21 protein-coding genes are annotated in these 22,459 nt (G+C 31.3%); 18 read left to right on the forward strand and 3 right to left on the reverse strand.

The features are described from left to right. The 6 genes from AC061E_RS12685 to ligA form a co-directional block, all read left to right on the forward strand. On the forward strand, positions 1-217 hold a 217-nt coding region (locus tag AC061E_RS12685), incomplete at its 5' end, for a 30S ribosomal protein S6 (RefSeq protein WP_478286569.1). Between the two features lie 5 nt (positions 218-222). After that, positions 223-519, forward strand: coding sequence for a 30S ribosomal protein S18 (gene rpsR / locus AC061E_RS12690; protein ID WP_086454224.1), 297 nt, complete (start codon positions 223-225; stop codon positions 517-519). A 64-nt stretch (positions 520-583) separates the two neighbouring features. Further along, the gene (rplI, locus tag AC061E_RS12695) at positions 584-1,024 is read left to right on the forward strand and encodes a 50S ribosomal protein L9 (RefSeq protein WP_086454223.1); all 441 of its coding nucleotides are present in this window, start codon (positions 584-586) and stop codon (positions 1,022-1,024) included. 98 nt (positions 1,025-1,122) lie between these two features. Further along, entirely contained in the window at positions 1,123-4,299 is a 3,177-nt protein-coding gene (locus tag AC061E_RS12700; protein WP_478286570.1) for a TonB-dependent receptor, read from the forward strand. A 119-nt stretch (positions 4,300-4,418) separates the two neighbouring features. Continuing rightward, a complete protein-coding gene (locus AC061E_RS12705; RefSeq protein WP_478286571.1) occupies positions 4,419-4,892 on the forward strand; it encodes a DUF6495 family protein in 474 nt (157 codons plus the stop codon). A gap of 290 nt (positions 4,893-5,182) precedes the next feature. After that, positions 5,183-7,201, forward strand: a complete 2,019-nt coding sequence (gene ligA / locus AC061E_RS12710; protein ID WP_478286649.1) for an NAD-dependent DNA ligase LigA — start codon at positions 5,183-5,185, stop codon at positions 7,199-7,201. Positions 7,202-7,917: 716 nt separating this feature from the next. Here the strand turns inward: ligA and AC061E_RS12715 are convergent. Continuing rightward, positions 7,918-8,829 (reverse strand): bifunctional metallophosphatase/5'-nucleotidase, encoded by a 912-nt coding sequence (locus AC061E_RS12715; RefSeq protein WP_478286572.1) that lies wholly within the window; start codon positions 8,827-8,829, stop codon positions 7,918-7,920. Between the two features lie 145 nt (positions 8,830-8,974). Beyond that, positions 8,975-9,757, reverse strand: a complete 783-nt coding sequence (locus tag AC061E_RS12720) for a 5'-nucleotidase C-terminal domain-containing protein (RefSeq protein WP_478286573.1) — start codon at positions 9,755-9,757, stop codon at positions 8,975-8,977. 53 nt (positions 9,758-9,810) lie between these two features. Between AC061E_RS12720 and AC061E_RS12725 the strand changes: the two genes are divergently transcribed. The 12 genes from AC061E_RS12725 to AC061E_RS12780 all read left to right on the forward strand — a co-directional run bounded on the left by AC061E_RS12725 (position 9,811) and on the right by AC061E_RS12780 (position 21,678). After that, positions 9,811-10,323, forward strand: a complete 513-nt coding sequence (locus AC061E_RS12725; protein WP_478286574.1) for a DUF6913 domain-containing protein — start codon at positions 9,811-9,813, stop codon at positions 10,321-10,323. 6 nt (positions 10,324-10,329) lie between these two features. Further along, entirely contained in the window at positions 10,330-11,211 is an 882-nt protein-coding gene (gene dapA / locus AC061E_RS12730; RefSeq protein ID WP_478286575.1) for a 4-hydroxy-tetrahydrodipicolinate synthase, read from the forward strand. Positions 11,212-11,342: 131 nt separating this feature from the next. Next, entirely contained in the window at positions 11,343-12,137 is a 795-nt protein-coding gene (locus AC061E_RS12735) for an outer membrane protein assembly factor BamD (RefSeq protein ID WP_478286576.1), read from the forward strand. 8 nt (positions 12,138-12,145) lie between these two features. Next, positions 12,146-12,463 carry a DNA-directed RNA polymerase subunit omega gene (locus tag AC061E_RS12740; RefSeq protein WP_026709525.1) on the forward strand — a complete coding sequence of 106 codons (318 nt, stop codon included), beginning with the start codon at positions 12,146-12,148 and terminating at the stop codon, positions 12,461-12,463. A gap of 8 nt (positions 12,464-12,471) precedes the next feature. Further along, positions 12,472-13,689 carry a bifunctional phosphopantothenoylcysteine decarboxylase/phosphopantothenate--cysteine ligase CoaBC gene (gene coaBC / locus AC061E_RS12745; RefSeq protein ID WP_478286577.1) on the forward strand — a complete coding sequence of 406 codons (1,218 nt, stop codon included), beginning with the start codon at positions 12,472-12,474 and terminating at the stop codon, positions 13,687-13,689. Positions 13,690-13,744: 55 nt separating this feature from the next. Further along, a complete protein-coding gene (gene porD, locus AC061E_RS12750; protein WP_478286578.1) occupies positions 13,745-14,629 on the forward strand; it encodes a type IX secretion system protein PorD in 885 nt (294 codons plus the stop codon). A 41-nt stretch (positions 14,630-14,670) separates the two neighbouring features. Then, positions 14,671-16,323 (forward strand): DNA repair protein RecN, encoded by a 1,653-nt coding sequence (recN, locus tag AC061E_RS12755; protein WP_478286579.1) that lies wholly within the window; start codon positions 14,671-14,673, stop codon positions 16,321-16,323. Positions 16,324-16,403: 80 nt separating this feature from the next. Next, positions 16,404-17,594 carry an enoyl-ACP reductase FabV gene (fabV, locus tag AC061E_RS12760; protein ID WP_478286580.1) on the forward strand — a complete coding sequence of 397 codons (1,191 nt, stop codon included), beginning with the start codon at positions 16,404-16,406 and terminating at the stop codon, positions 17,592-17,594. A 124-nt stretch (positions 17,595-17,718) separates the two neighbouring features. Further along, positions 17,719-18,720, forward strand: a complete 1,002-nt coding sequence (locus AC061E_RS12765) for a glycosyltransferase family 2 protein (RefSeq protein WP_478286581.1) — start codon at positions 17,719-17,721, stop codon at positions 18,718-18,720. A gap of 1 nt (position 18,721) precedes the next feature. Continuing rightward, on the forward strand, positions 18,722-19,318 hold the full coding sequence (gene coaE, locus AC061E_RS12770; RefSeq protein WP_478286582.1) for a dephospho-CoA kinase: 597 nt from the start codon (positions 18,722-18,724) through the stop codon (positions 19,316-19,318). Between the two features lie 59 nt (positions 19,319-19,377). Then, positions 19,378-20,961 carry a sensor histidine kinase gene (locus tag AC061E_RS12775; RefSeq protein ID WP_478286583.1) on the forward strand — a complete coding sequence of 528 codons (1,584 nt, stop codon included), beginning with the start codon at positions 19,378-19,380 and terminating at the stop codon, positions 20,959-20,961. A gap of 3 nt (positions 20,962-20,964) precedes the next feature. After that, positions 20,965-21,678 (forward strand): response regulator transcription factor, encoded by a 714-nt coding sequence (locus tag AC061E_RS12780; RefSeq protein ID WP_478286584.1) that lies wholly within the window; start codon positions 20,965-20,967, stop codon positions 21,676-21,678. A 39-nt stretch (positions 21,679-21,717) separates the two neighbouring features. Here AC061E_RS12780 and AC061E_RS12785 read toward each other — a convergent pair whose 3' ends face one another. Then, the gene (locus AC061E_RS12785) at positions 21,718-22,458 is read right to left on the reverse strand and encodes an acyl-[acyl-carrier-protein] thioesterase (RefSeq protein WP_478286585.1); all 741 of its coding nucleotides are present in this window, start codon (positions 22,456-22,458) and stop codon (positions 21,718-21,720) included. Between the last annotated feature and the right edge of the window lies 1 nt (position 22,459).

The following is a 22,459-nucleotide window of genomic DNA, read 5'->3' on the forward strand; positions in this document are numbered from 1 at the left end:
CTGGGGTCTTAAAAAAATGGCTTACGAAATTCAAAACAAGAAAAGTGGTTTTTACCATTTATTCGAGTTTAAAGTAGCTGGTGAGGTTCTTATCGCTTTTGAAACTGAATTTAGACGTGACGAAAGAGTAATGCGTTTCTTGACTGTAAGTCTTGACAAACATGCTATTTCATGGGCTGAGAGAAGAAGAACTAAATTAAAATCTACAAAAGCTTAATTATTATGGCAACATTACAACAATCGGCTTCAGGAAAAAAAGACGGAGATATTAGATATTTAACGCCTTTGAACATAGAAACTAACAAAACTAAAAAGTATTGTCGTTTCAAAAAATCAGGTATCAAGTATATTGATTACAAAGATGCTGATTTCTTATTGAAATTCGTTAATGAGCAAGGTAAAATTTTACCACGTCGTTTAACAGGAACTTCATTGAAATACCAAAGAAAAGTTTCAGTTGCTGTGAAAAGAGCACGTCACATTGCTTTGATGCCTTACGTGGCGGATTTACTTAAATAATATTAAAACTCAGTTGTTGGTTTTCTAATCTTGAAACCTAACTTCTATAATAAAGGACAACAACATGGAACTTATTTTAAAACAAGATGTTCAAAATTTAGGATTTAAAGATGATGTAGTAACTGTAAAAAACGGTTATGGTCGTAATTATTTAATTCCACAAGGATTTGCTCAATTAGCTACTTCATCTGCAAAGAAAGTATTAGCTGAAAACTTAAAGCAAAGAGCTCACAAAGAAGCTAAAGTAGTTGCTGATGCAAAAGCTTTAGGTGAAGCTTTAAAAGCTATTGAAATTAAAATATTTGCTAAGGCAGGTGGTGAAAAATTATTTGGTTCTATTACTAATATTGACATTGCTGAAGCATTAGCTAAAGGTGGTCAAACAATTGATAGAAAATTTATCACTAGCGGTATTGTTAAGCGTACTGGTAAATACAATGCAAGTGTTCGTTTACACAGAGATGTTATAGTTGAATTAGACTATGAAATCGTTGCAGAAAAATAAAATTTCCTTAACTTTTTGTTAAAGAAATAGTAAAATCACTCTTCGGAGTGATTTTTTTTTGCTTAATTTTGTGGCACAAATAACACACAATTAAACAAATGAAAAAAATTATTACACTACTTCTGATTTTTTGTAGTACTGTTACCATGATGGGACAAACTACAACATCAAGTATTAAAGGAATTGTAAAAAGTACAGCGGGTGAAACACTACCAGGCGCCACTATTTTAGCTATTCACACACCTACAGGATCTAAGTATTCTGGAGTTTCAAATGTAGACGGTAGGTACAATATGCTTAATATGCGTATTGGAGGACCTTACAAAATTACTATTTCTTTTGTAGGATATGAATCTCAGGTATACAATGAAGTATATTTAGAGTTAGGTAAAGCTTTAATTTTAGATGCGCAACTTAATGATGTGAGCCAACAGCTTACTGAAGTAAAAGTTACAGGTTCTAAGAATAAAGTATTCGGAAATGGAAGAACAGGTGCCGAAACAACTATTGGAAGAAAAGAATTAACTTCGTTACCAACAATCTCAAGGTCAGCGGATGATTTTACACGTTTAGAACCATCTGCAAGTGGAGGTTCTTTTGGAGGACGTAACGATCAATACAACAGTTATTCTTTAAACGGAGCCGTTTTTAACAATCCTTTCGGATTAGATGCTGCTACTCCTGGAGGACAAACTGGTTCGCAACCTATTTCATTGGATGCAATAGAACAAATTCAGGTGGCTACAGCGCCTTATGATGTTACGTTATCTGGTTTTACGGGTGCATCTGTAAATGCAGTTACTAAATCAGGTACCAATGAATTTCATGGAACTGCTTATGCTTTCTTTAGAAATCAAGATCTAACAGGAAGTAAAATAAAAGGACAAGAGATTTTTGTGCCTTCTTTAGAACAAACGCAAGCTGGATTTAGCTTTGGAGGTCCGATAGTAAAAGACAAATTGTTTTTCTTTGCTAATTATGAAATTGATAAGCGTAGTGACTTAGGATCTAATTTTGTTGCTAATAATGGTGATGGTGTTACAGGTGTAAATGAATCAAGAGTTTTAGAATCTGATTTAGTTGCAGTATCTGCTGCTTTAGGTAGACTGGGTTACAACACAGGTGCTTACCAAGGTTTTAAGCACAATACCAATTCTAATAAAGGAATTGTAAAATTAGATTGGAACATTAATGACAACAATAAGCTTGCTGTTATTTATAACTTTTTAAATGCTGCAAAAGACAAACCAGCTCATCCATCAGCTTTAGGATTTAGAGGCCCGGATGCAAATACACTTCAATTTGAAAAATCTGGATATCAAATTAACAATGAATTAAGGTCTTTTTTAGTAGAGTTAAATTCAAAAATAAGCGAAACTGTTTCGAATAAATTACAAGCAGGTTATACTCATTTTAATGATTTTAGAGATCCTTTTTCTGAGCCAGCTCCAGTAATTAATATTCAAAGTAATGGTTCAAATTACATTATCGCTGGACACGAACCTTTTTCTATCAACAATACTCTAGATCAAAAAGTTCTTCAAATCACTAATAATTTAAGTTATACAGCAGGTAAACATGCTTTTACTTTTGGTGCTTCTTTTGAGAAATATCAATTTCAAAATTCATTTAACTTAGGTGGTTACGACAATTTTGGTAACCCAAATGGATATGCTGGAACTTTTTTCTCTCCATACTTTAGTGTTCAAGACTTTTTGAATGATGCTGCTAAACCATTTGCAACAAGTATTATTGCTCAAAATTTATTATATGCACAAACTACTGATGCAGCTAAGAATAATTTTGAAGTTGGAGCAGATAATGGTTGGAAATTAGCTGAGCTTAATGTAGGTCAAGCTGCATTATACGCTCAAGATGATTGGAATATTACAGATAATTTAAAACTTTCATTAGGATTAAGAGTTGACAAACCGTTGTATTTTGATACTTCTGATTTAATTCAAAAATACATTGACACTCAAAACGGAGCTACAAGAAATAACAGTGTTTTGTATTATAATCCTAAAACGAAGGCTAATGAAACATTAATTTCAACGACATTACCAACAGATAAATTACTTTGGTCACCAAGAATGGGTTTCAATTGGGATGTTAAAGGGGATAAAACTACTCAATTACGTGGAGGATCAGGTATATTTACTGGAAAACTTCCATTTGTATGGTTAGGAAATCAAGTGAGTGGTGCTGACGATGGTTTTTTTCAAATTATGGATAAAAACTTTAAGTGGCCTCAAGTATGGAGATCAAGTTTAGGTTTAGATCACCGTTTTCAAAATAATTATATTGCTACATTCGATATGTCGTACAACAAAGACATAAATGGTGTTCATGTGCAAAACTGGGGTTTAAGAACCCCATCTGGAATTCTTGCGGGTGTTGATAATAGAGCAATTTACAATGCTACAGATAAAGGCGCAAATAACGCTTATGTGATGACTAATTCTAATAAAGGATATGTTTTAAACACATCATTTAAGTTACAAAAAACTTTTGATAATGGTTTATACGGAAGTTTAGCTTATAATTATTTAATAGCTAAAGATGTCAATTCAATTGAGGCTGAAATTACTGGTGACGCTTTTGCATTTAATCCAGCTTTAGGGAATGTGAACAATGCGGTTTTGTCTAATTCTAAATACGGAGATACGCACCGTTTTATTGGTGTAGCATCTAAAAAATGGAAATACGGTACAAATGATAAATGGGCTACCACAGTTTCTACATTTTTTGAGTATGCACAAGGAGGACGTTTTAACTATATCTATGGAGGTGATGTAAATAATGACGGATCTGGAACAAATGATTTAATTTATGTACCAACAACTGCACAGATTAATACAATGGTATTCTCAGGTGCAGGTCAAGGTGCAGCATTTGATGCTTTTATCAATCAAGATAAATATTTAAGTGAAAGAAGAGGGCAATATGCTGAGCGTTATGGAGCATTAGCACCATGGAGAGGAAAATGGGATATGAAATTAATTCAAGATTATAATTTTAAACCTTCATCAAGTTCAGATAAAACAAATACAATTCAGTTTAGTATTGATATCTTAAATGTTGGAAATTTATTGAATTCTGATTGGGGATTGGTTCAAGTACCTACAAGTATACAACCAATAGGAGTTACTGTGGATCAAAACACAAAAATTCCAACTTATACTTTTAATGGAACACAAACTAAAACGTTCAATTACGATGCTAGTTTATTATCTAGATGGCAAGCACAGTTTGGAATTAGATATATTTTCTAGTCTATTTAGAAATTAAATGAAAGCCTTCTTGAAAAAGAAGGCTTTTTTTATGATTAAGTTTTAAATTTGCATTCGCAAGAAGCATTTTTGAATTATAATTTTAGATTAACAATTATACAATGAAATATACTCGATTGACCAAAGAGCAGTTTGAAGAACTGACGCAGGAATTTACAAATTTTTTAGCCGCTCAAGCCATAGACAAAGCAGAGTGGGATAAGATAAAATTAGAAAAACCAGAAGTTGCTGAGCAAGAACTAGATGTTTTCTCAGATTTGATTTGGGAAGGCGTGCTTTCTAAAGCAACTTATTTAGAACATTTTTCTAAAAATCATATTTTTCTTTTTCATTGTTTTGATACACATGTACAATCTATTGTTTTAAAGTCTCTGGTTCCAGATGTTGATTTTTTAACTCGTGAGGGATTGCAATGGCTTAGTGACAATATGTTTACAGATACAATTGAAATGAAAGTAGGTAAAAAAGAATTTACTGAGGAACGCAACTCTTCAATTTTTGAATTGATTCAACAAGGTTCTTTTTTAAGTGACGGTCAATTATACCAGCAAATAAATACAATTATTGAGGGATAATTCATTGTTTAAATTTTAAATTGGTTATTTTAGTACCTTATTTCAAGTACTAAGATAGCCAATTTTTTGTGTTATATTATTAAAAAGCGATGGAAGATTATAAAGAGGATTATAAAGAGTTTTTTTTAGAGCAAGTTGAATTGTATCAAATTGATGGGAATTTATTTTCTGAAGAAAGAGGGATTGATTTTGATATACTTAAAGTCAACTCTAAATATAAGGAGATATTAGTTTCTGTTTTAAAAGGAAAAAAAATATCACTTGATGGAGTTAAAACAATAACAAAAGGTATGCGAAAAAGTTTAAAAGAGCATAACTTAAACTATTATGAAAGAAATGTAAGTAAGATTTCAGACTATCAATATGATGTTTTGTATAAAATTCTAAAAGATTTGGAAGAACTTATTGGAGAAGTCGTCCCAACAAGTATAACTCAAATAGTAGGATTTAAATTCCCTGAAAATAAGAATAAAAATGCTAAGGGTAAAACTTCTTCAAAATTTTTTCAGACTTTTGAGCATAAAGAAAAAATGTATTCGCTTGAGAATTCTTATTCGAAAGAGGATATTGAAGAATGGGAGATGAAAAATCAAAGAATTTTAGGAGTTGAAAATTTTGAATATACTTGTGAAGTAAAATATGATGGTGCATCAATAAGTTTGCAATATGTAAATGGAGAATTATTTCAAGCTTTGACAAGAGGTGATGGTTATTCAGGAGAAGATGTAACAGAAAACATAAAAACTATTAAATCTATACCAAAAAAACTGAAAGGAAAATTTCCTTCTGATTTTTATGTAAGAGGAGAAATTGTTTTACCAATTATTGAATTTAAAAAAATTAATGAAGAAAGATTGGAAGAAGGTAAGCCAATGTTTATGAATCCAAGAAATACAACAAGTGGAACATTGAAATTAAAAGATGTTACTGAAGTTGCTAAAAGACCATTGGATTTTTTGATTTACTCTGTTATTATAGATTCAACAAATAATACTTTTTTTGAAACTCATTTTGAAAGTTTCGTAAAAGCTAAAGAATGGGGATTTAAAGTTCCTGAACAATCTAGGATTTGTAAATCAGGTGAAGAGGTAATGGATTATCTTAATTATTGGGATGTGTATCGACATAATTTGCCGTATGAAACAGATGGTGTCGTAATAAAAGTTAATTCTATTCAATATCAGCAAGAATTAGGTTATACGGCAAAAGTGCCTCGTTGGGCAACAGCTTTCAAATTCAAATCAGAGCAGGTTTCTACTCGATTGAATTCGATTTCTTATCAAGTAGGAAGAACTGGATCTATTACTCCAGTTGCAAATTTGTCTCCAGTACAACTGGCAGGAACAATTGTAAAAAGAGCTTCCCTACACAATGCTGATCAAATTGAAAAATTAGACATACGAATTGGAGATACTGTATTTGTTGAAAAAGGTGGTGAAATTATTCCAAAAATTATTGCAGTAGATTTGAGTTTTAGACCTGAAAATACAACACCAACGGTTTATATTACAGAATGTCCAGAATGCAAAACAGAATTAATAAAAAATGAAGGTGAAGCCAATCATTACTGTCCTAATTTTTATGGTTGTCCTCCTCAAATTATTGGCCGAATACAGCATTTTATATCTAGAAAGGCAATGGATATCGAGGGTTTAGGTGGTGAGACGGTTGCGCTACTTTTCAATAATAATTTGGTTCAAAATTATGCAGATCTTTATGATCTAAAGGTGGAACACATAGTACCCTTGGAGCGTATGGCTCAAAAATCAGCTGAAAATCTAGTAAACGGTGTGTTGAATTCAAAAAACATACCTTTTGAAAGAGTTCTGTATGCATTAGGGATACGGTATGTGGGAGAAACAGTAGCCAAAAAATTAGCACTTCATTATAAAAACATAGAGGCTTTGCAAATTGCAACAATATCAGATTTAATACAAGTTGATGAAATTGGGGAGCGTATTGCACAAAGTGTTGTTTCTTTTTTTGAAAATGAAAATAATATTGCTATAATAGATAAGTTGAAAAATGTTGGTGTTCAATTTGAATTGATTCAAAATGTGAATCCAAATGCAACCACAATTTTCTCAGGAAAGATATTTGTTGTTTCGGGAGTTTTTGAAAAATTCTCAAGAGACGAATTAAAAAAAGCGATAGAAGATAATGGAGGAAAAGTAGGTAGTTCCATTTCAGCTAAAACAGATTATGTTGTTGCTGGGGATAATATGGGTCCGGCAAAACTGGATAAGGCAACAAAGTTAAATGTATCTATTATTTCTGAAGAAGATTTTTTAAACCTTTTAAAACCTTAAAATGAAACTTTATAATGTTAAAAGGCGTGTAATAGTAAAGGCGTTAACAACTTTAATGTTTGTATTTGCTTTAATTGTGGTAATTGCTGAATTGATATCTTTTGAATTGATACTTTTTGTTTTTAAACCTTTTATATCCCTTTTAATTTTGCTCTTGTATTTAATTACTTCAAAAGTTAGAAATATACTTTTTATTTTAGCTAGTATTTTTTTATTTATTGTGAGTGTTTTGTTAATACCGAATTCATCTTATTTTTCCCTTTCAGCGCTAATTTGTTTATTGATAAATAGGTCTTTGTTGATTGCTTATATTATAAAAATAAATAAAGTAAAAGATTTTATACCAGTAGTTATAGCAATTATCCCCACTTTATTTATTTTTTCATATTTACTTTCTATCGCTGATGAAATTAATAGATCCAGTTTTTATGGAATTATGATTCAAAATATTATAATATCAATTATAGCTGGGCTTGTGATATCAAATTATTATATGAATGAACATAACTATTCACCTTGGTTGTATATTTACGGGCTACTATTTACTGCGTTATATTTCACAGTTTTTATTGAAAAATGTTTTTTATCTACTTTTCCACCCACGTTTTTTAGACCGTTAGGATTGGTGTTATATGTAAGCAGTTATTACTCTTTTTACCGATTTGTAATTGATACTGAAAAGAACCTTAAAGAGAAAGTAAAATAATTAGTTTGATTTAAACCACTATTGATTTTCCTTCAAAAACTTTTGTTTTATCATTGTCTACATAAAAATCAATTCTACCTAAATTAATTCCGTAACATCCCACTTGGTTTACAAAGACCTCTTTCCCTACTTTATTTTTCACAACCGAAGGTTTATCGAGAAACGTATGCGTGTGTCCGCCAATAATTAAGTCAATATCTTGTGTTAATTCAGCAAGTTTCAAATCACAAATTTTGTTTGTTTCGTCTTTGTATTTATAACCTAAATGAGACAAACAAATCACAATATCGCATTTATTTTCTTGTTTTAAAACTCGAACCATGTCTTGAGCTATTTCTAGAGGATCATTGTAAACAGTTTCTTTATACATGCCTTTATCTACAAGTCCTGCAAGTTCAATTCCTAGTCCAAAAACTCCAACTTTAATGCCGTTTTTATTAAAAATTTTGAATGGTTTTACAAATCCATCCATAACTGTATTTTTAAAATCATAATTGGCCGAAAGAAATTCAAATTTTGCGTGATGCATTTGAGCGCGCAGTCCATCAACGCCATTGTCAAAATCATGATTACCTATAGTGGAGGCGTCATACTGCATCATACTCATTAATTTAAATTCCAGTTCACCGCCGTAGTAATTGAAATAGGGTGTGCCTTGAAAAATATCACCAGCATCTAGTAGAAGTACATTTGGATTTTCTTTTCTAATGCTTTCAATAAGAGCAGCTCTTCGTGCTACTCCGCCCATATTAGCATTACGAGGATGATCGGCAGGAAATGGATCTATATAACTGTGAACATCATTAGTGTGTAAAATGGTAAGCTGTTTTGCTGTGGTTGTATCAAAACTACTTAGGGATAAACCTAAACTCAATAATGCTGATCCAGCAGCAGTTTTTTCTATAAATTCTCTTCTTTTCATCGTGTATATTTTGTCTAATTGATTTTCTTGAAAATGAATTAGGATTTCTTTTTATTTTTTTTGCTGTAAACGCAGGTGCGTTTTTTTTTTTTTTAAAGGTATTGTTATCTAGTGTCTATTTTAAAATCATTAATAAAATTAGAGGTTACTTTTCTTCAGTAATTCTAACATCATCAATCACAGGTATGGTATCTACTTCTTTAAAATAATCGATTAAGATGTTACGAAGTTTGTATTCTAAATCAAACTTTTGAATTCCTTTTTTGAAAAAGTTCATGTTATCACCACCATTAGCAAGATAATCATTAGTTCCTACATAATAAGTGGTGTTTGCATCTAAAGGATTTCCTTGAACCATTATGTTTTTAGCATTGTTATTAGCATCAATAGTAAAGGTTATTCCAGCCAATGGATGTGGTTTTTTTTCAGCAATAAAAAAAGTAACCATCTCAAGTATTTGTTCCCCTTTTAAGGCAATAACAACTAGACTGTTTTCAAAAGGCATGATTTCAAATGCAGTTCTTGCCGTCACATTTCCTTTGGGTAATATAGACCTTATTCCGCCGCTATTTAAAATACAAATATCAATTTTCTTTTTTTCTCTGGCCTGAAAAACAATATTTCCACGTGACAAAGTCACATCAGCCATAAGATTGCCAATTTTTGTTTGCCATTTTCCGTTGCTTTTATCTAATGTTTCTGGACAATAAGCAAGTACGCTGTCAAGATCTTTATTGATATGCTCTCTATAAGGTTTGACAAAATTTTCTATTTCAAGGTTTGTTCCTTGTTTATCAGTTACTGTAACTCTTTTACCTTCTATTTTAGTAACAGTGTAACTTTGTTTACTGCAGGATGCAATAAAAAAAAATGTTAAGAATATAACAAAAAGTTTAGAAACATCGTTATACTTTTTTAGATTTACCATTTTAAATGCGACTTTATTAATTAATTTTGTAATCAGGTAAAAGTAATATGTTTTTGAATCACATTAAAAATTTTTGGGTAAAAAAAACATTAAATAAAAAATTACAAAGTTCATCTCTTTTGGTGGTACCTTCATCGGTAAAAACTATTGGAGTTCTAGTTGATGGAGTTGGTTTTTCAAAAACAAAACTTTTGATTAAGGAACTTGTGTTGGGAGGAATTCTTCGTGAAAATATAGCTATCCTTCAGCTTAATAAAGATTCGGTCAATCAAATTAAAGATGAGTTTCCGAATTTGGAACACGCTCATTTACAATGGAACGGAGAGTTTAGTGGTATTGCTCCAAAAGAGTTTTTGAGTAAAAAGTATGATGTGTTAATAAGTTATTATGATCTAGAAGAGGCTATTTTAATGCAACTTACACATTTAACAAAGGCTGGTTTTAAAGTAGGTTTTGCTTCAGTTGATACTCGATTACATCATTTTACCATACAAACTACTCTTGAAAATTATGTGGTTTTTGTAAAAGAGTTTTTTAAAATTTTAAAATTACTAAATAAAATATAATTCAATATGCAATCATTAATAGGTACAGGTGTTGCTCTTGTAACTCCTTTTAAAAGCGATTTTTCAATAGATGTTGATGCTTTAAAAAGAATAGTCAATTATTCCATTGAAGGTGGAATAGAATATCTGGTAGTATTAGGTACTACTGCAGAGAATGCTACTTTATCACAAGAGGAGAAAGAACTAGTTATAGCAACTGTCATTGAAGCTAATAATGGTGTATTGCCACTTGTTTTAGGAGTAGGAGGAAACAATACTGCTAAGGTTGTTGCAGAGTTAGAGACTAGAGATTTATCAGCATTTACGGCAATTTTATCTGTATCACCATATTATAATAAACCAACTCAAGAAGGAATTTATCAGCATTTTAAAGCAGTTGCACAGGCATCTCCGATACCTGTAATTTTGTATAATGTTCCAGGAAGAACGTCAAGTAATATGCTGCCAAGTACTGTATTGCGTTTAGCTCATGAATTTAAAAATGTAGTGGCTATAAAAGAGGCAGCTGGTGATTTAGTGCAAGCCATGCATTTGATACAGAATAAACCATCGGACTTTTTAGTAATTTCTGGCGATGATATGATTGCTTTACCAATGGTGTTGGCGGGAGGAGCAGGTGTGATCTCTGTGATTGGTCAAGGTTTCCCAAGGGAATTTTCAAATATGATTCGACTTGGTTTAGAACGCAAAGTTGACGAAGCTTTTAAAACCCAATACCTACTTGCTGATAGCATTGATATGATTTTTGAACAAGGAAATCCTGCAGGAATTAAGCAAATCTTTCAATCCTTAGGAATTGCTTCAAATACGGTAAGATTACCATTAGTAACCGTGGATGAATCACTAGAAAAAAGAATTGATACATTTGTAAAAAAAATCAACGGATAGCTTTTTGAAATCGATTTTTTTAACAAAAAAAATATATTTTGTATTCGCTGAATTAATACCTAAATTTGCCACCGAAACTTCGGAATGATAGGTAGGTTTTTTTAGCTTGCAAATCATTATAAAATATGAAAATGAAAAAAATAATATATCTCGTTTTAACTGTTGCCTTACTCAGCTCTTGTAATGAATATCAAAAAGCATTAAAATCTGAGGATGTTGCTGTGAAATTTGAAATGGGAACCAAGTTATATGATGCTGGTAAATACTCTAAAGCATTAAGGATTTTTGAACAAATAGCGCCTGCATACAGAGGAAAACCGCAAGCTGAAAAACTATTTTTTATGTTTTCGCAGTCCTATTACAAAACAAAGCAATATTACTTAGCAGGGTATCAGTTTGATAATTTTGTCTCTGGTTATCCTAAAAGCGAAAAACTGGAAGAGGCAGCCTATTTAGGAGCAAAAAGTTATTCGATGTTATCTCCTGTTTATAGTTTGGATCAAACGGATACTAACAAGGCATTAGATAAACTTCAAAACTTTATAGATGCATATCCAAATTCACAATATGCAAAAGAGGCTAATTTAGTAGTAAAGGATTTGAGTGAAAAAATCGAGAAAAAAGTATATCAAAACGCAAAAGGGTATCACACCATTTCTGATTATAAATCAGCAATAGTTTCACTTGAAAATTTTATAGTTGATTATCCAGGTACGAAATACAAAGAAGACGCTTTGTATTACAAACTGGATTCGGCCTATCAACTAGCCATTAACAGTATTCCTTCAAAAATGCAAGAGAGGTTAAATGTTGCTAAAGTTGCACAAGCTAACTTGGTGAAATTTAACCCAGAAACAAAATACAAAAAAGAAGCTAACGACATGTTAGTGAGAATAGAAAAAGAGTTACAAAATTTTACTAAATAAATAAAGTCATGGATTTAAAAAAGACGAATGCTCCTGTAAACACAATTACTTACAACAAAACTGTAATTGAAGAACCAACGGGTAACGTATATGAAGCAATAACGATTATGGCTAAAAGAGCAAATCAAATTAACTCTGAAATCAAAAAAGAATTGACAGAGAAATTAGAAGAGTTTGCTACTTATAATGATAGTCTTGAAGAAGTCTTTGAAAATAAAGAACAAATTGAAGTTTCTAAATTTTATGAAAAATTACCTAAACCACATGCTTTAGCAGTTCAGGAATGGTTAGATGGTAAAATATATCATAGAGATTCAAACAAATAATTAGTACGATGTCAGTTTTACAAGGTAAGAAAGTTCTACTTGGAATTTCTGGTGGAATTGCAGCCTATAAAACAGCTACATTAGTACGACTTTTTATTAAAGCAGGTGCACATGTCCAAGTGATAATGACACCTGCTTCTAAGGATTTTGTGACACCACTTACGTTATCTACTCTATCAAAAAATCCAGTTCACTCTAATTTTTATGATCAAGAAAATGATAATGAGCAGTGGAACAATCATGTTGAATTAGCACTTTGGGCTGATTTAATGATAGTTGCTCCGGCAACTGCAAATACATTGTCTAAGATGACTAATGGAACTTGTGATAATCTTGTAATTGCTACCTATCTATCAGCAAAATGTCCTGTTTACTTTGCACCAGCAATGGATCTAGACATGTATAAACATGATTCTACTTTAAAAAGTTTTGAATCGTTAATTCGTTATGGTAATATTTTAATTCCTGCCGAAACAGGTGAATTGGCTAGCGGTTTATCTGGTGAAGGCCGAATGGCTGAGCCTGAAAATATTATTGCGTTTATTGAAAATGATTTAAATAGTAAGTTACCACTAAAAGGAAAAAAAATTTTAATTACCGCTGGTCCAACTTATGAAGCTATAGATCCAGTTCGTTTTATTGGGAATCATTCATCTGGTAAAATGGGTTTTGATATTGCAATTAGTGCAGCAAATAGAGGAGCAACAGTTTACTTAATCACAGGACCTACACATTTTAAAGTTAGTAATAGTTTGATACAAGTGATACCAGTAGTATCTGCTGAGGATATGTATCAGGCATGTCATAATGTATATGATTCAGTTGATGTTGCCATTGCAGCCGCAGCAGTTGCTGATTATAGACCGAAAAATATTGCTGAACAAAAAATTAAAAAAACAGAAGAAAGCTTTACAATTGAACTAGAAAAAACTAAAGATATTCTTGCTTCCATGGGAGAAAAGAAAAAAAATCAGTTTTTAATAGGTTTTGCATTAGAAACTGAAAATGAAATTGAAAATGCAAAGTTGAAAATCAAGAAAAAAAACTTAGATTTGATCGTTCTTAATTCGTTACAAGATCAAGGTGCAGGTTTTGGAAAGCTAACGAATAAAGTAACTTTTATAGATCAATCATTCCAAGTATCTCCAATGGATTTAAAATCCAAAGAAAAAGTTGCAGATGATATTATGGATAAAGTAAGTCAATATTTTGAAATAAAGTTATAATTCTATTTTTCAATTCAATTTAATCAAAACATAATCGTATAGCAGAAATTTGAAGATGAATAAAATAATCCCTTTTTTGTTATTCTTTATTTGTGGAATTGTTCATTCGCAACAGTTAAACTGTACAGTTACGGTTGATTCACAACGATTGAGTGCCACCAATCAACAAGTTTTTAAAACACTACAAACCTCATTAAATGAATTTGTAAACAAAACTGATTGGACAGGACAACCCATGAAGCAAGTTGAAAAAATAAACTGCTCTATGTATATTACTATTCTTTCTAATAGTGCAGATCAGTTTACAGCGAGCATACAAGTGCAGTCTTCTAGGCCTACTTTTAATTCTACATACGCGTCACCAGTTTTCAATTTTAACGATAAGGATTTTAATTTTAGATATATAGAGTTTGAAAATATATTTTTCAATCCAGCTTCATTTGATTCAAACTTGGTGTCAGTTGTGGCTTTTTACAGTTATTTAATTTTAGGTTTGGATGCTGATACGTTTGTGTTAGAATCAGGTAATCCAAATTTAGAGATTGCTCAAAATATTTGTAATGTTGCCCAACAAAGTGGTGCTCGAGGTTGGAGTCAAGCTGATGGGAATCAAAACCGCTTTTTTTTAATAAACGATTTATTAGCACCCCCTTTTAAACAAATTAGAGAGACAATGTTGGATTATCATTTGGGTCTAGATATAATGAGTCAGGATTTGAAACTTGGAAAAGAAAAAGTAAAACTTGCACTAGCTGGTTTGTCTAAAATTAGTGGATCACGACCAAATGCTTTTTTAACTCGTGTTTTTTTTGACGCCAAATCGGATGAAATCGTCTCTATATTTTCAGGAGGTCCGAGCATCCCTATTTCAGATTTAGTTGATGGTCTCAACAAAACGTCACCATTGAATTCAAGTAAATGGTCTTCTATTAAATTCTAGGGTTTACTATATTTGTACACCTATTTCCAAATAACAATTACATGATAACGTCACTTTCGATAAAAAACTATGCTTTGATAGAGAAATTAACTATTGATTTTTCTAGCGGTTTTTCTATTATAACAGGAGAAACAGGAGCAGGTAAATCTATAATTTTAGGTGCTCTAGGTCTTGTTTTAGGAAAAAGAGCCGACTTAACTTCGCTAAAAAACAAAGAAGAAAAATGTGTAATTGAAGCTCACTTCGATATTTCAAAATACAGTTTAAATTCCTTTTTTGAATCGAATGACTTGGATTTTGAAAATGATACCATTATCAGACGTGAAATTTTGCCTTCGGGGAAATCTAGAGCTTTTGTAAATGACAGTCCTGTAAATCTTCAAGAATTACAAGATTTGAGTGTTTTTTTACTTGACATTCATTCGCAACAGCAAACTCAAGAACTTTCAGATGAAAATGTTCAATTTGATATTATAGATGTAATAGCAGGTAATAAGGAGATTATTACTAAATATCAATTGCTTTTAAAAGGGTACAAATCGGATACATCAAAATTAAATGTATTATTAAAAAAACAAAGTGAAGCTAAGAAAGAGCAAGAATACAATACCTTTTTGCTAAATGAACTTGTTGAGGCTAAATTAAAATCTGGTGAACAAGAAATTTTAGAATCTGATTTTGAGAAGCTAAATAATGTAGAGATTATTAAAGAATCTATGAGTAAATCTTTGGCTATAGCCAATGAAGAACAAATAGGAGTATTATACAATCTGAACGAAATTAAAAATTCGGTTCAAAAAATTGCCTCGTTTTCAACTGAATACCAATCTTTGCTTGACCGAATTACAAGTATTACAATAGAGTTTGATGATATTACAGAGGAGATGGTTCGTCTTTCGGATAGATTAATCAACGATCCAGAGCAACTAAATTTAATAAGTCAAAAATTACAACTAATTTTCAGTCTTCAAAAAAAGCACCAAGTTGCTACTGTTGAAGAGTTATTAGTAATTCAATCTCAACTTGAAAATGCTGTCATGGAGCTTGGTAGTATGGAAGATGAAATTGGAAATTTATCGGTTTCCATAGAAAAGAAAAAGAATGATCTTAACAAGTTAGCATTAGATATAAGCAATAATAGGTCCGCTGCTATACCTGTTTTAACTGAGCAATTAATTCAAATTTTAAGTACGCTGGGAATGCCTAATGTTCGATTTAATATTATTTTATCAACATCAGAATCATTTTTTGCAAACGGGAAAGACGAGCTTCAATTCTTGTTTTCTGCAAATAAAGGAACTGATTTCGGGATATTGAAAAAAGTAGCATCTGGAGGAGAAATGTCTCGTATCATGCTGGCTGTTAAGGCTATTTTAGCACAATATTCAAAATTGCCAACTTTAATTTTTGATGAAATTGATACCGGAGTTTCAGGAGAAATAGCTATTAGAATGGGAGAAATCATGAAACAAATGAGTCAATCGATGCAAATTTTCGCAATTACCCATTTGCCTCAAATTGCGGCTAAGGGAGATGCGCATTTTAAAGTGTTTAAATCTACAATTGACGATGATACACAATCAGAATTAAAGTTATTAACCACTGATGAAAGAGTAGTTGAGATAGCGCAAATGTTATCAGGAACAGCCGTTACAGACTCAGCTCTTAATCATGCAAAAGCCTTGTTGAACTAATTTTTTCTATTATATTTGTTCGTTTTTCATCACAATCTTAAAACTAAAAACATTTATTTATAAAAGTAATACCCAAAAATATGATTATAGAACCAAGAATGAGAGGATTTATTTGCACGACGTCGCACCCAGTAGGATGCGAGCAAAATGTAAAAAATCAAATAGAATATGTTAAAGCTAAAGGAACTATTAATGGAGCCAAAAGAGTTTTAGTAATAGGCGCATCAACAGGATTTGGTTTGGCTTCTCGTATAACAAGTGCTTTTGGATCTGAAGCTGCAACCATTGGTGTTTTCTTTGAGAAAGCGCCTAGTGAAGGAAAAACGGCCTCACCGGGTTGGTATAATTCAGCAGCTTTTGAAAATGAAGCACATAAAGCAGGTTTGTATGCTAAGAGTATCAACGGTGATGCTTTTTCGAATGAAATAAAACAACAAACTATTGATCTTATCAAAGCTGATTTAGGACAAATTGATCTTATAATTTACAGTTTAGCTTCGCCAGTGCGTATGCATCCTGTTACAGGTGTTTTACACAGATCAGTGTTAAAGCCTATCGGTGATGTATTTACAAACAAAACTGTTGATTTTCACTCAGGTAAAGTATCTGAAATTTCGATAGCTCCTTGCAGTGGTGAAGATATTGAAAATACTGTAGCAGTTATGGGTGGTGAAGATTGGGCTATGTGGATAGATGCTTTAAAAGCTGAAGATTTATTGGCACCGGGAGTTGCAACTGTTGCTTATTCTTATATTGGTCCATCATTAACAGAGGCTGTATATAGAAAAGGAACAATTGGTCGTGCAAAAGATCATCTTGAAGCAACCGCATTTGCTATTACAGATGCATTAAAAAGCATCGATGGAAAAGCATTTGTATCGGTTAATAAAGCATTGGTGACACAAGCTAGTTCTGCAATTCCGGTTATTCCATTGTATATCTCGTTGTTGTACAAAATCATGAAAGAAGAAGGAATTCATGAAGGCTGTATAGAGCAAATTCAACGTTTGTACCAAGAGCGTTTGTACACTGGAGGTGAAATACCGGTAGATGAAAAAGGAAGGATTAGAATTGACGATCTTGAAATGAGATCTGATGTTCAAGAGAAAGTTGCTATTTTATGGAACGAAGCAGTTACTGAAAATCTACAGGAAATATCAGATTTAGAAGGATATAGAAAAGATTTTTATAACTTATTTGGATTTGATGTAGCTGGAGTTGATTACGCAGCAGATGCTAATGAAGTTGTAGCTATTGAAAGTATAGTATAATACGTTTTCATGAAATAATATTTAAAACCATCAATTAATAGTTGATGGTTTTTTTATGGATAAAGATTATCTTTGTTAAAATTTTTAAATCACATTCAGTACCACAAATACCACTGTAAATAAAATGATGTTTTCCTTAATTATTCCCGTATACAATAGGCCTGACGAGGTTGATGAACTTTTAGAAAGTTTATCACGTACTACATATAAAGAAATTTTTGAAATTGTGTTAATCGAAGATGGGTCTACAATTCGGTGTCAAGATGTTGCTAGTAAATATGGTAATAGATTAGATATAGCTTATTATTACAAAGAAAACTCGGGTCCTGGTGATTCTAGAAATTATGGAATGAGTAAAGCCAGAGGAGATTATTTTATCATTTTTGATTCAGATTGTATAATTCCAGAGAATTATTTATCAGAAGTTGAATTGGCTTTGCAAAAAAATTATGTGGACTGTTTTGGTGGTCCAGATAGCGCATTAGATAGTTTTACAGACATTCAAAAAGCAATTAATTTTGCCATGACTTCATTTCTTACCACGGGAGGAATAAGAGGAGGCTCAGAAAAAATAGATAAATTTCAACCCCGAAGTTTTAATATGGGATTGTCTAGAAAAGCCTTTATAGTTTCAAAAGGTTTTGGAAATATTCATCCTGGCGAAGATCCTGATTTATCCATTCGTTTGTGGAATTTAGGTTTTGAAACAAAACTTTTTCCAAAAGCATACGTATATCATAAGAGACGAATAGATTGGGAAAAATTTTCAGTTCAAGTACATAAATTTGGAAAAGCAAGACCTATTTTAAACAGCTGGTATCCTAAACACAATAAACTTACTTTTTTCTTTCCTACGGTTTTTATATTAGGAATACTTGTAGCTTTTTTAGCGGTCTTGTTCTTTAATTTTGATATCCTTTTGCAGCTCTATTTCTTATATTTTGCCATACTCTTTTTTGTAGCATCAATTCAAAATAAAAGTATAAAAATTGGGTATTTGTCCTTGATAGCTGTTTGGAAACAGTTTTATGGGTACGGAACAGGTTTTTTAAAATCGTATATTCAGATTATTGTTTTGAAAAAAGATCCTCAAACAGCATTTCCTGAAATGTTTTTCAAAGTGTAATATGACAAAAATTATTGGGTTAACAGGAGGTATAGGCAGCGGAAAAACAACAATTGCTGGTTTTTTTAAGGCAGCAGGTATTCCTATTTATATTGCAGATGATGCTGGAAAAAAAGTAATGCAAGAAGCATTGGTTTTGAACAGTATAAAAGAGGTTTTTGGTAATATAGTCTTTAACGATGGAATACTTGATAGAGCTGAACTTGCCAAGATTGTATTTAGCGATCCAGAAAAGTTACAATTATTAAACAAAATTGTTCACCCTGCTATCAAACAAGATTTTGAGTTATGGTTAAAGCAAAATGATAAAGCCCAATACGTGATTTATGAAGCTGCTATTTTGTTTGAAAGTAATAAGTACAAAGATTGTGATGTAATAATATCGGTAGTAGCGCCTTTAGAAACTAGGATTAATAGGGTTCTTGAGCGTGATGTTACAACTAGAGATCTTGTTTTGAAGCGTATAAATGCACAATGGACTGATGCACAGCGTGTAGAAAAAAGTGATTTTGTGATTGAAAATATTAGTTTGGAATCATCAAAGCAGGAAGTTGATAAAATTCTTAAAATTTTAAAGATTAAACAAAAAGAAGCCTAGGTGTTAATGTTTGGTTAATCTATCGTTTAATATATTGTTAAAATACTAAATTTGTATTGATGAATAAACTTTTTTTTAGATTACTAGTCTTATTGATGAGTTTATCTCTTATAGGGATAATTTTGGTGCAGGTATATTGGTTTAATACATCGTTTGAAAATAACGATGAGCAATTCAAATTTCATGTAAACCAAGTGCTAGGTAACGTTTCAGAAAAAATTCAAAAGCAAGAAGCGTACAATTTTTATGATAAAATTAATCGTATTAAAGACAGTACTGGAAAAATTCCGAAAAAAGATGATTTATTAGAATTTTATTACGTTCAAAAAAATCCAAAAACGAATAAAACTATTATTTATTCGAATAGTATAATTTCAGAAGATTATAATATTTCACCTACGTTCTTTGATAAAAAATTTGATAGCGAAAAATTTAAAACTTTTAGCGCTAAAAGAGTTACTGAAGTTTACAGTGACAAATCTATTGATAAAATTGGTGGAAATCAAAGTTTGATTCCGGATATAAAAATTGAGAAATCAGGAAATTTGAATGTTCTTGATAATGCATCTTTTGAAATATTTTATAAAGATTTCGCATCGGTATTACCAATACAAGAGCGCGTTACTAAGGAGACCTTAAATAAAATGATTCGCAAAGAATTGATGGAATCTGGAGTAGATACTAAATTTGAGTTCAGTGTGTACAACAATAATCTAGCAACTAATGTGAAGTCTGGAGATTTTAAGTACAATAAAGAAGCTACCTATTCTATACCAATATTTACAGATAATGAAGGGAATAGTAAGTATCAATTGTTAGTGACGTTTCCTCATAAAAAGAAATTTTTATTATCAGAGTTGGTTAGTATTACAATACTTTCAATAGTGTTTACTCTTATTATAATTATTGCTTATTCGAGTGCATTGAATCAATTAATAAGACAACGTCAGATATCTGAAATCAAGAATGATTTTATAAACAATATGACGCATGAGTTTAAGACTCCGATTGCAACCATAAATTTAGCTCTTGATGCCATTAGGAATCCTAAAATTATCGATGATAAAGAAAAGGTCTTGAGATACCTGCAAATGATCAAGGACGAAAACAAACGCATGCATGCACAAGTTGAAAATGTATTGAGAATATCAAAATTAGAAAAGAAAGAGTTAGATATTTCAAAAGACTCTAACAACATACATGAAATAATAGAAGATGCTATTGATCATGTCAATTTAATAATTGAAGATAGACAAGGCAAAATTAAGTGTGATTTTAAAGCTGTTAGAACTACAGTATTAATCAATGATGTTCATTTCACAAACGTAATTGTAAACATACTTGAAAATGCAGTTAAATATTCACCTAACACTCCAGAAATTGAAATTTTTACTGAAAATATCAAGGACATGGTAATTATAAAAGTAAAAGATAAAGGTTTAGGTATGAGCAAAATTGCTCAAAAAAGAATTTTTGAAAAATTTTACCGTGAGCACACGGGAGATATACACAACGTAAAAGGTCATGGTTTAGGCCTTGCGTATGTAAAGAGAATAGTAGATGATCATAACGGTCACGTTTACGTAGAAAGTGAAAAAGGAAAAGGAAGTACCTTCATAATAAAATTACCATTAATAAATTAAAATATGGAAAATACAAATAAAAAAATACTATTAGTTGAAGATGATCTTAATTTTGGAGCAGTTCTTAAAGACTATTTAATGTTAAATGACTTTGATGTGACTTTAGCGAAAAATGGTATGGAAGGTTTTGAAAAATTTAAAAAAGATACCTACGATTTGTGCATCCTTGATGTGATGATGCCATACAAAGATGGATATACACTAGCCAAAGAAATTAGAGAGAAAAACAATGAAGTGCCTATTATCTTTTTAACAGCAAAATCTATGAAAGAGGATGTTTTAAAAGGTTACAAAGCTGGAGCAGATGATTATTTGAACAAACCTTTTGACTCTGAAGTTTTATTAATGAAAATTAAGGCAATTATTCAAAGAAAAGCTTCTGATACTAAGGCTGAACATGTACAATTTGAATTTAACATTGGTAAATTTCATTTGAATTCAAAGTTGCGCTTTTTAACTTTCGCTGAAGATGAGCCTATTAAGTTGTCACCAAAAGAAAATGAGTTATTGAAAATGTTAATTCTGCATGAAAATGATTTAATGCCTAGAGAGTTAGCCTTGACAAAAATATGGAGAGATGATAATTACTTTACCTCAAGAAGTATGGACGTGTACATTGCTAAATTGAGAAAATATTTAAAACCAGACGAGGATGTAGAAATATTAAACATCCATGGAGAAGGATTTAGATTAGTTATAAAAAATAAAGTTGCATAAATACAAAAAGCCTCAAAAATTTTTGAGGCTTTTTTTATGTTATTTCCAGTTTAATTGTAAAGCAAAGCATGTTTTGTCATCTTTTGTGATACTAAACACTGTTTCATCTTGTTGGATACTTTCATGAATTAAAACAGTATCCTTTAATGATAATTCCTTTAGAAAGTTCATTTCAATGCTGGCTACTTTTTGTTTTAATAACAATTTTTCGTCAACAACATCTAGACACCATTCTAGATATTTGACATTGTTAACATGATTTACTATATCTAAATCTGATAAAAAAACGGTTTTTTCAAACACTATTTCTTTCTCATTCGTAAAATTTATTTTAGAAAAACGTTCTATTGTTGGTTTTTTATCAGGGTATAACTCAAAGTGTTCGTATGGAAGAGCTAAGGCTTCTGGACGTCGTTTTTCGGTATTAAAAACGGCCCAAAAAGTTTCAGATCCTACTATTTTTTCTCCGTTAATATACATTTCAAGTGCTCTTACTGATCGCGAGTTTTCTAAAGAATTGATCCATGTTTTTACCGTAACGGTATCCCCCCATTTAGGTAATTTACTAATTTCAACACGCATACGGCTCAACACCCATGCTTGATCAAACTCTTGCATGTCAGTAAAACTGATACCACCTACTTCAGAATGAGCCGCAGCAGTTAATTGCAAAATATTACATAAATCAGTGTATTTTAAATATCCGTTGGGCGCACATTGTGTAAAATTGATTTCCCAATCTTTGCTTAAAATAGAGGTGAATTTAGGGGATATAGGCATG

Source organism: Flavobacterium sp. GNP011, from assembly GCF_056428925.1.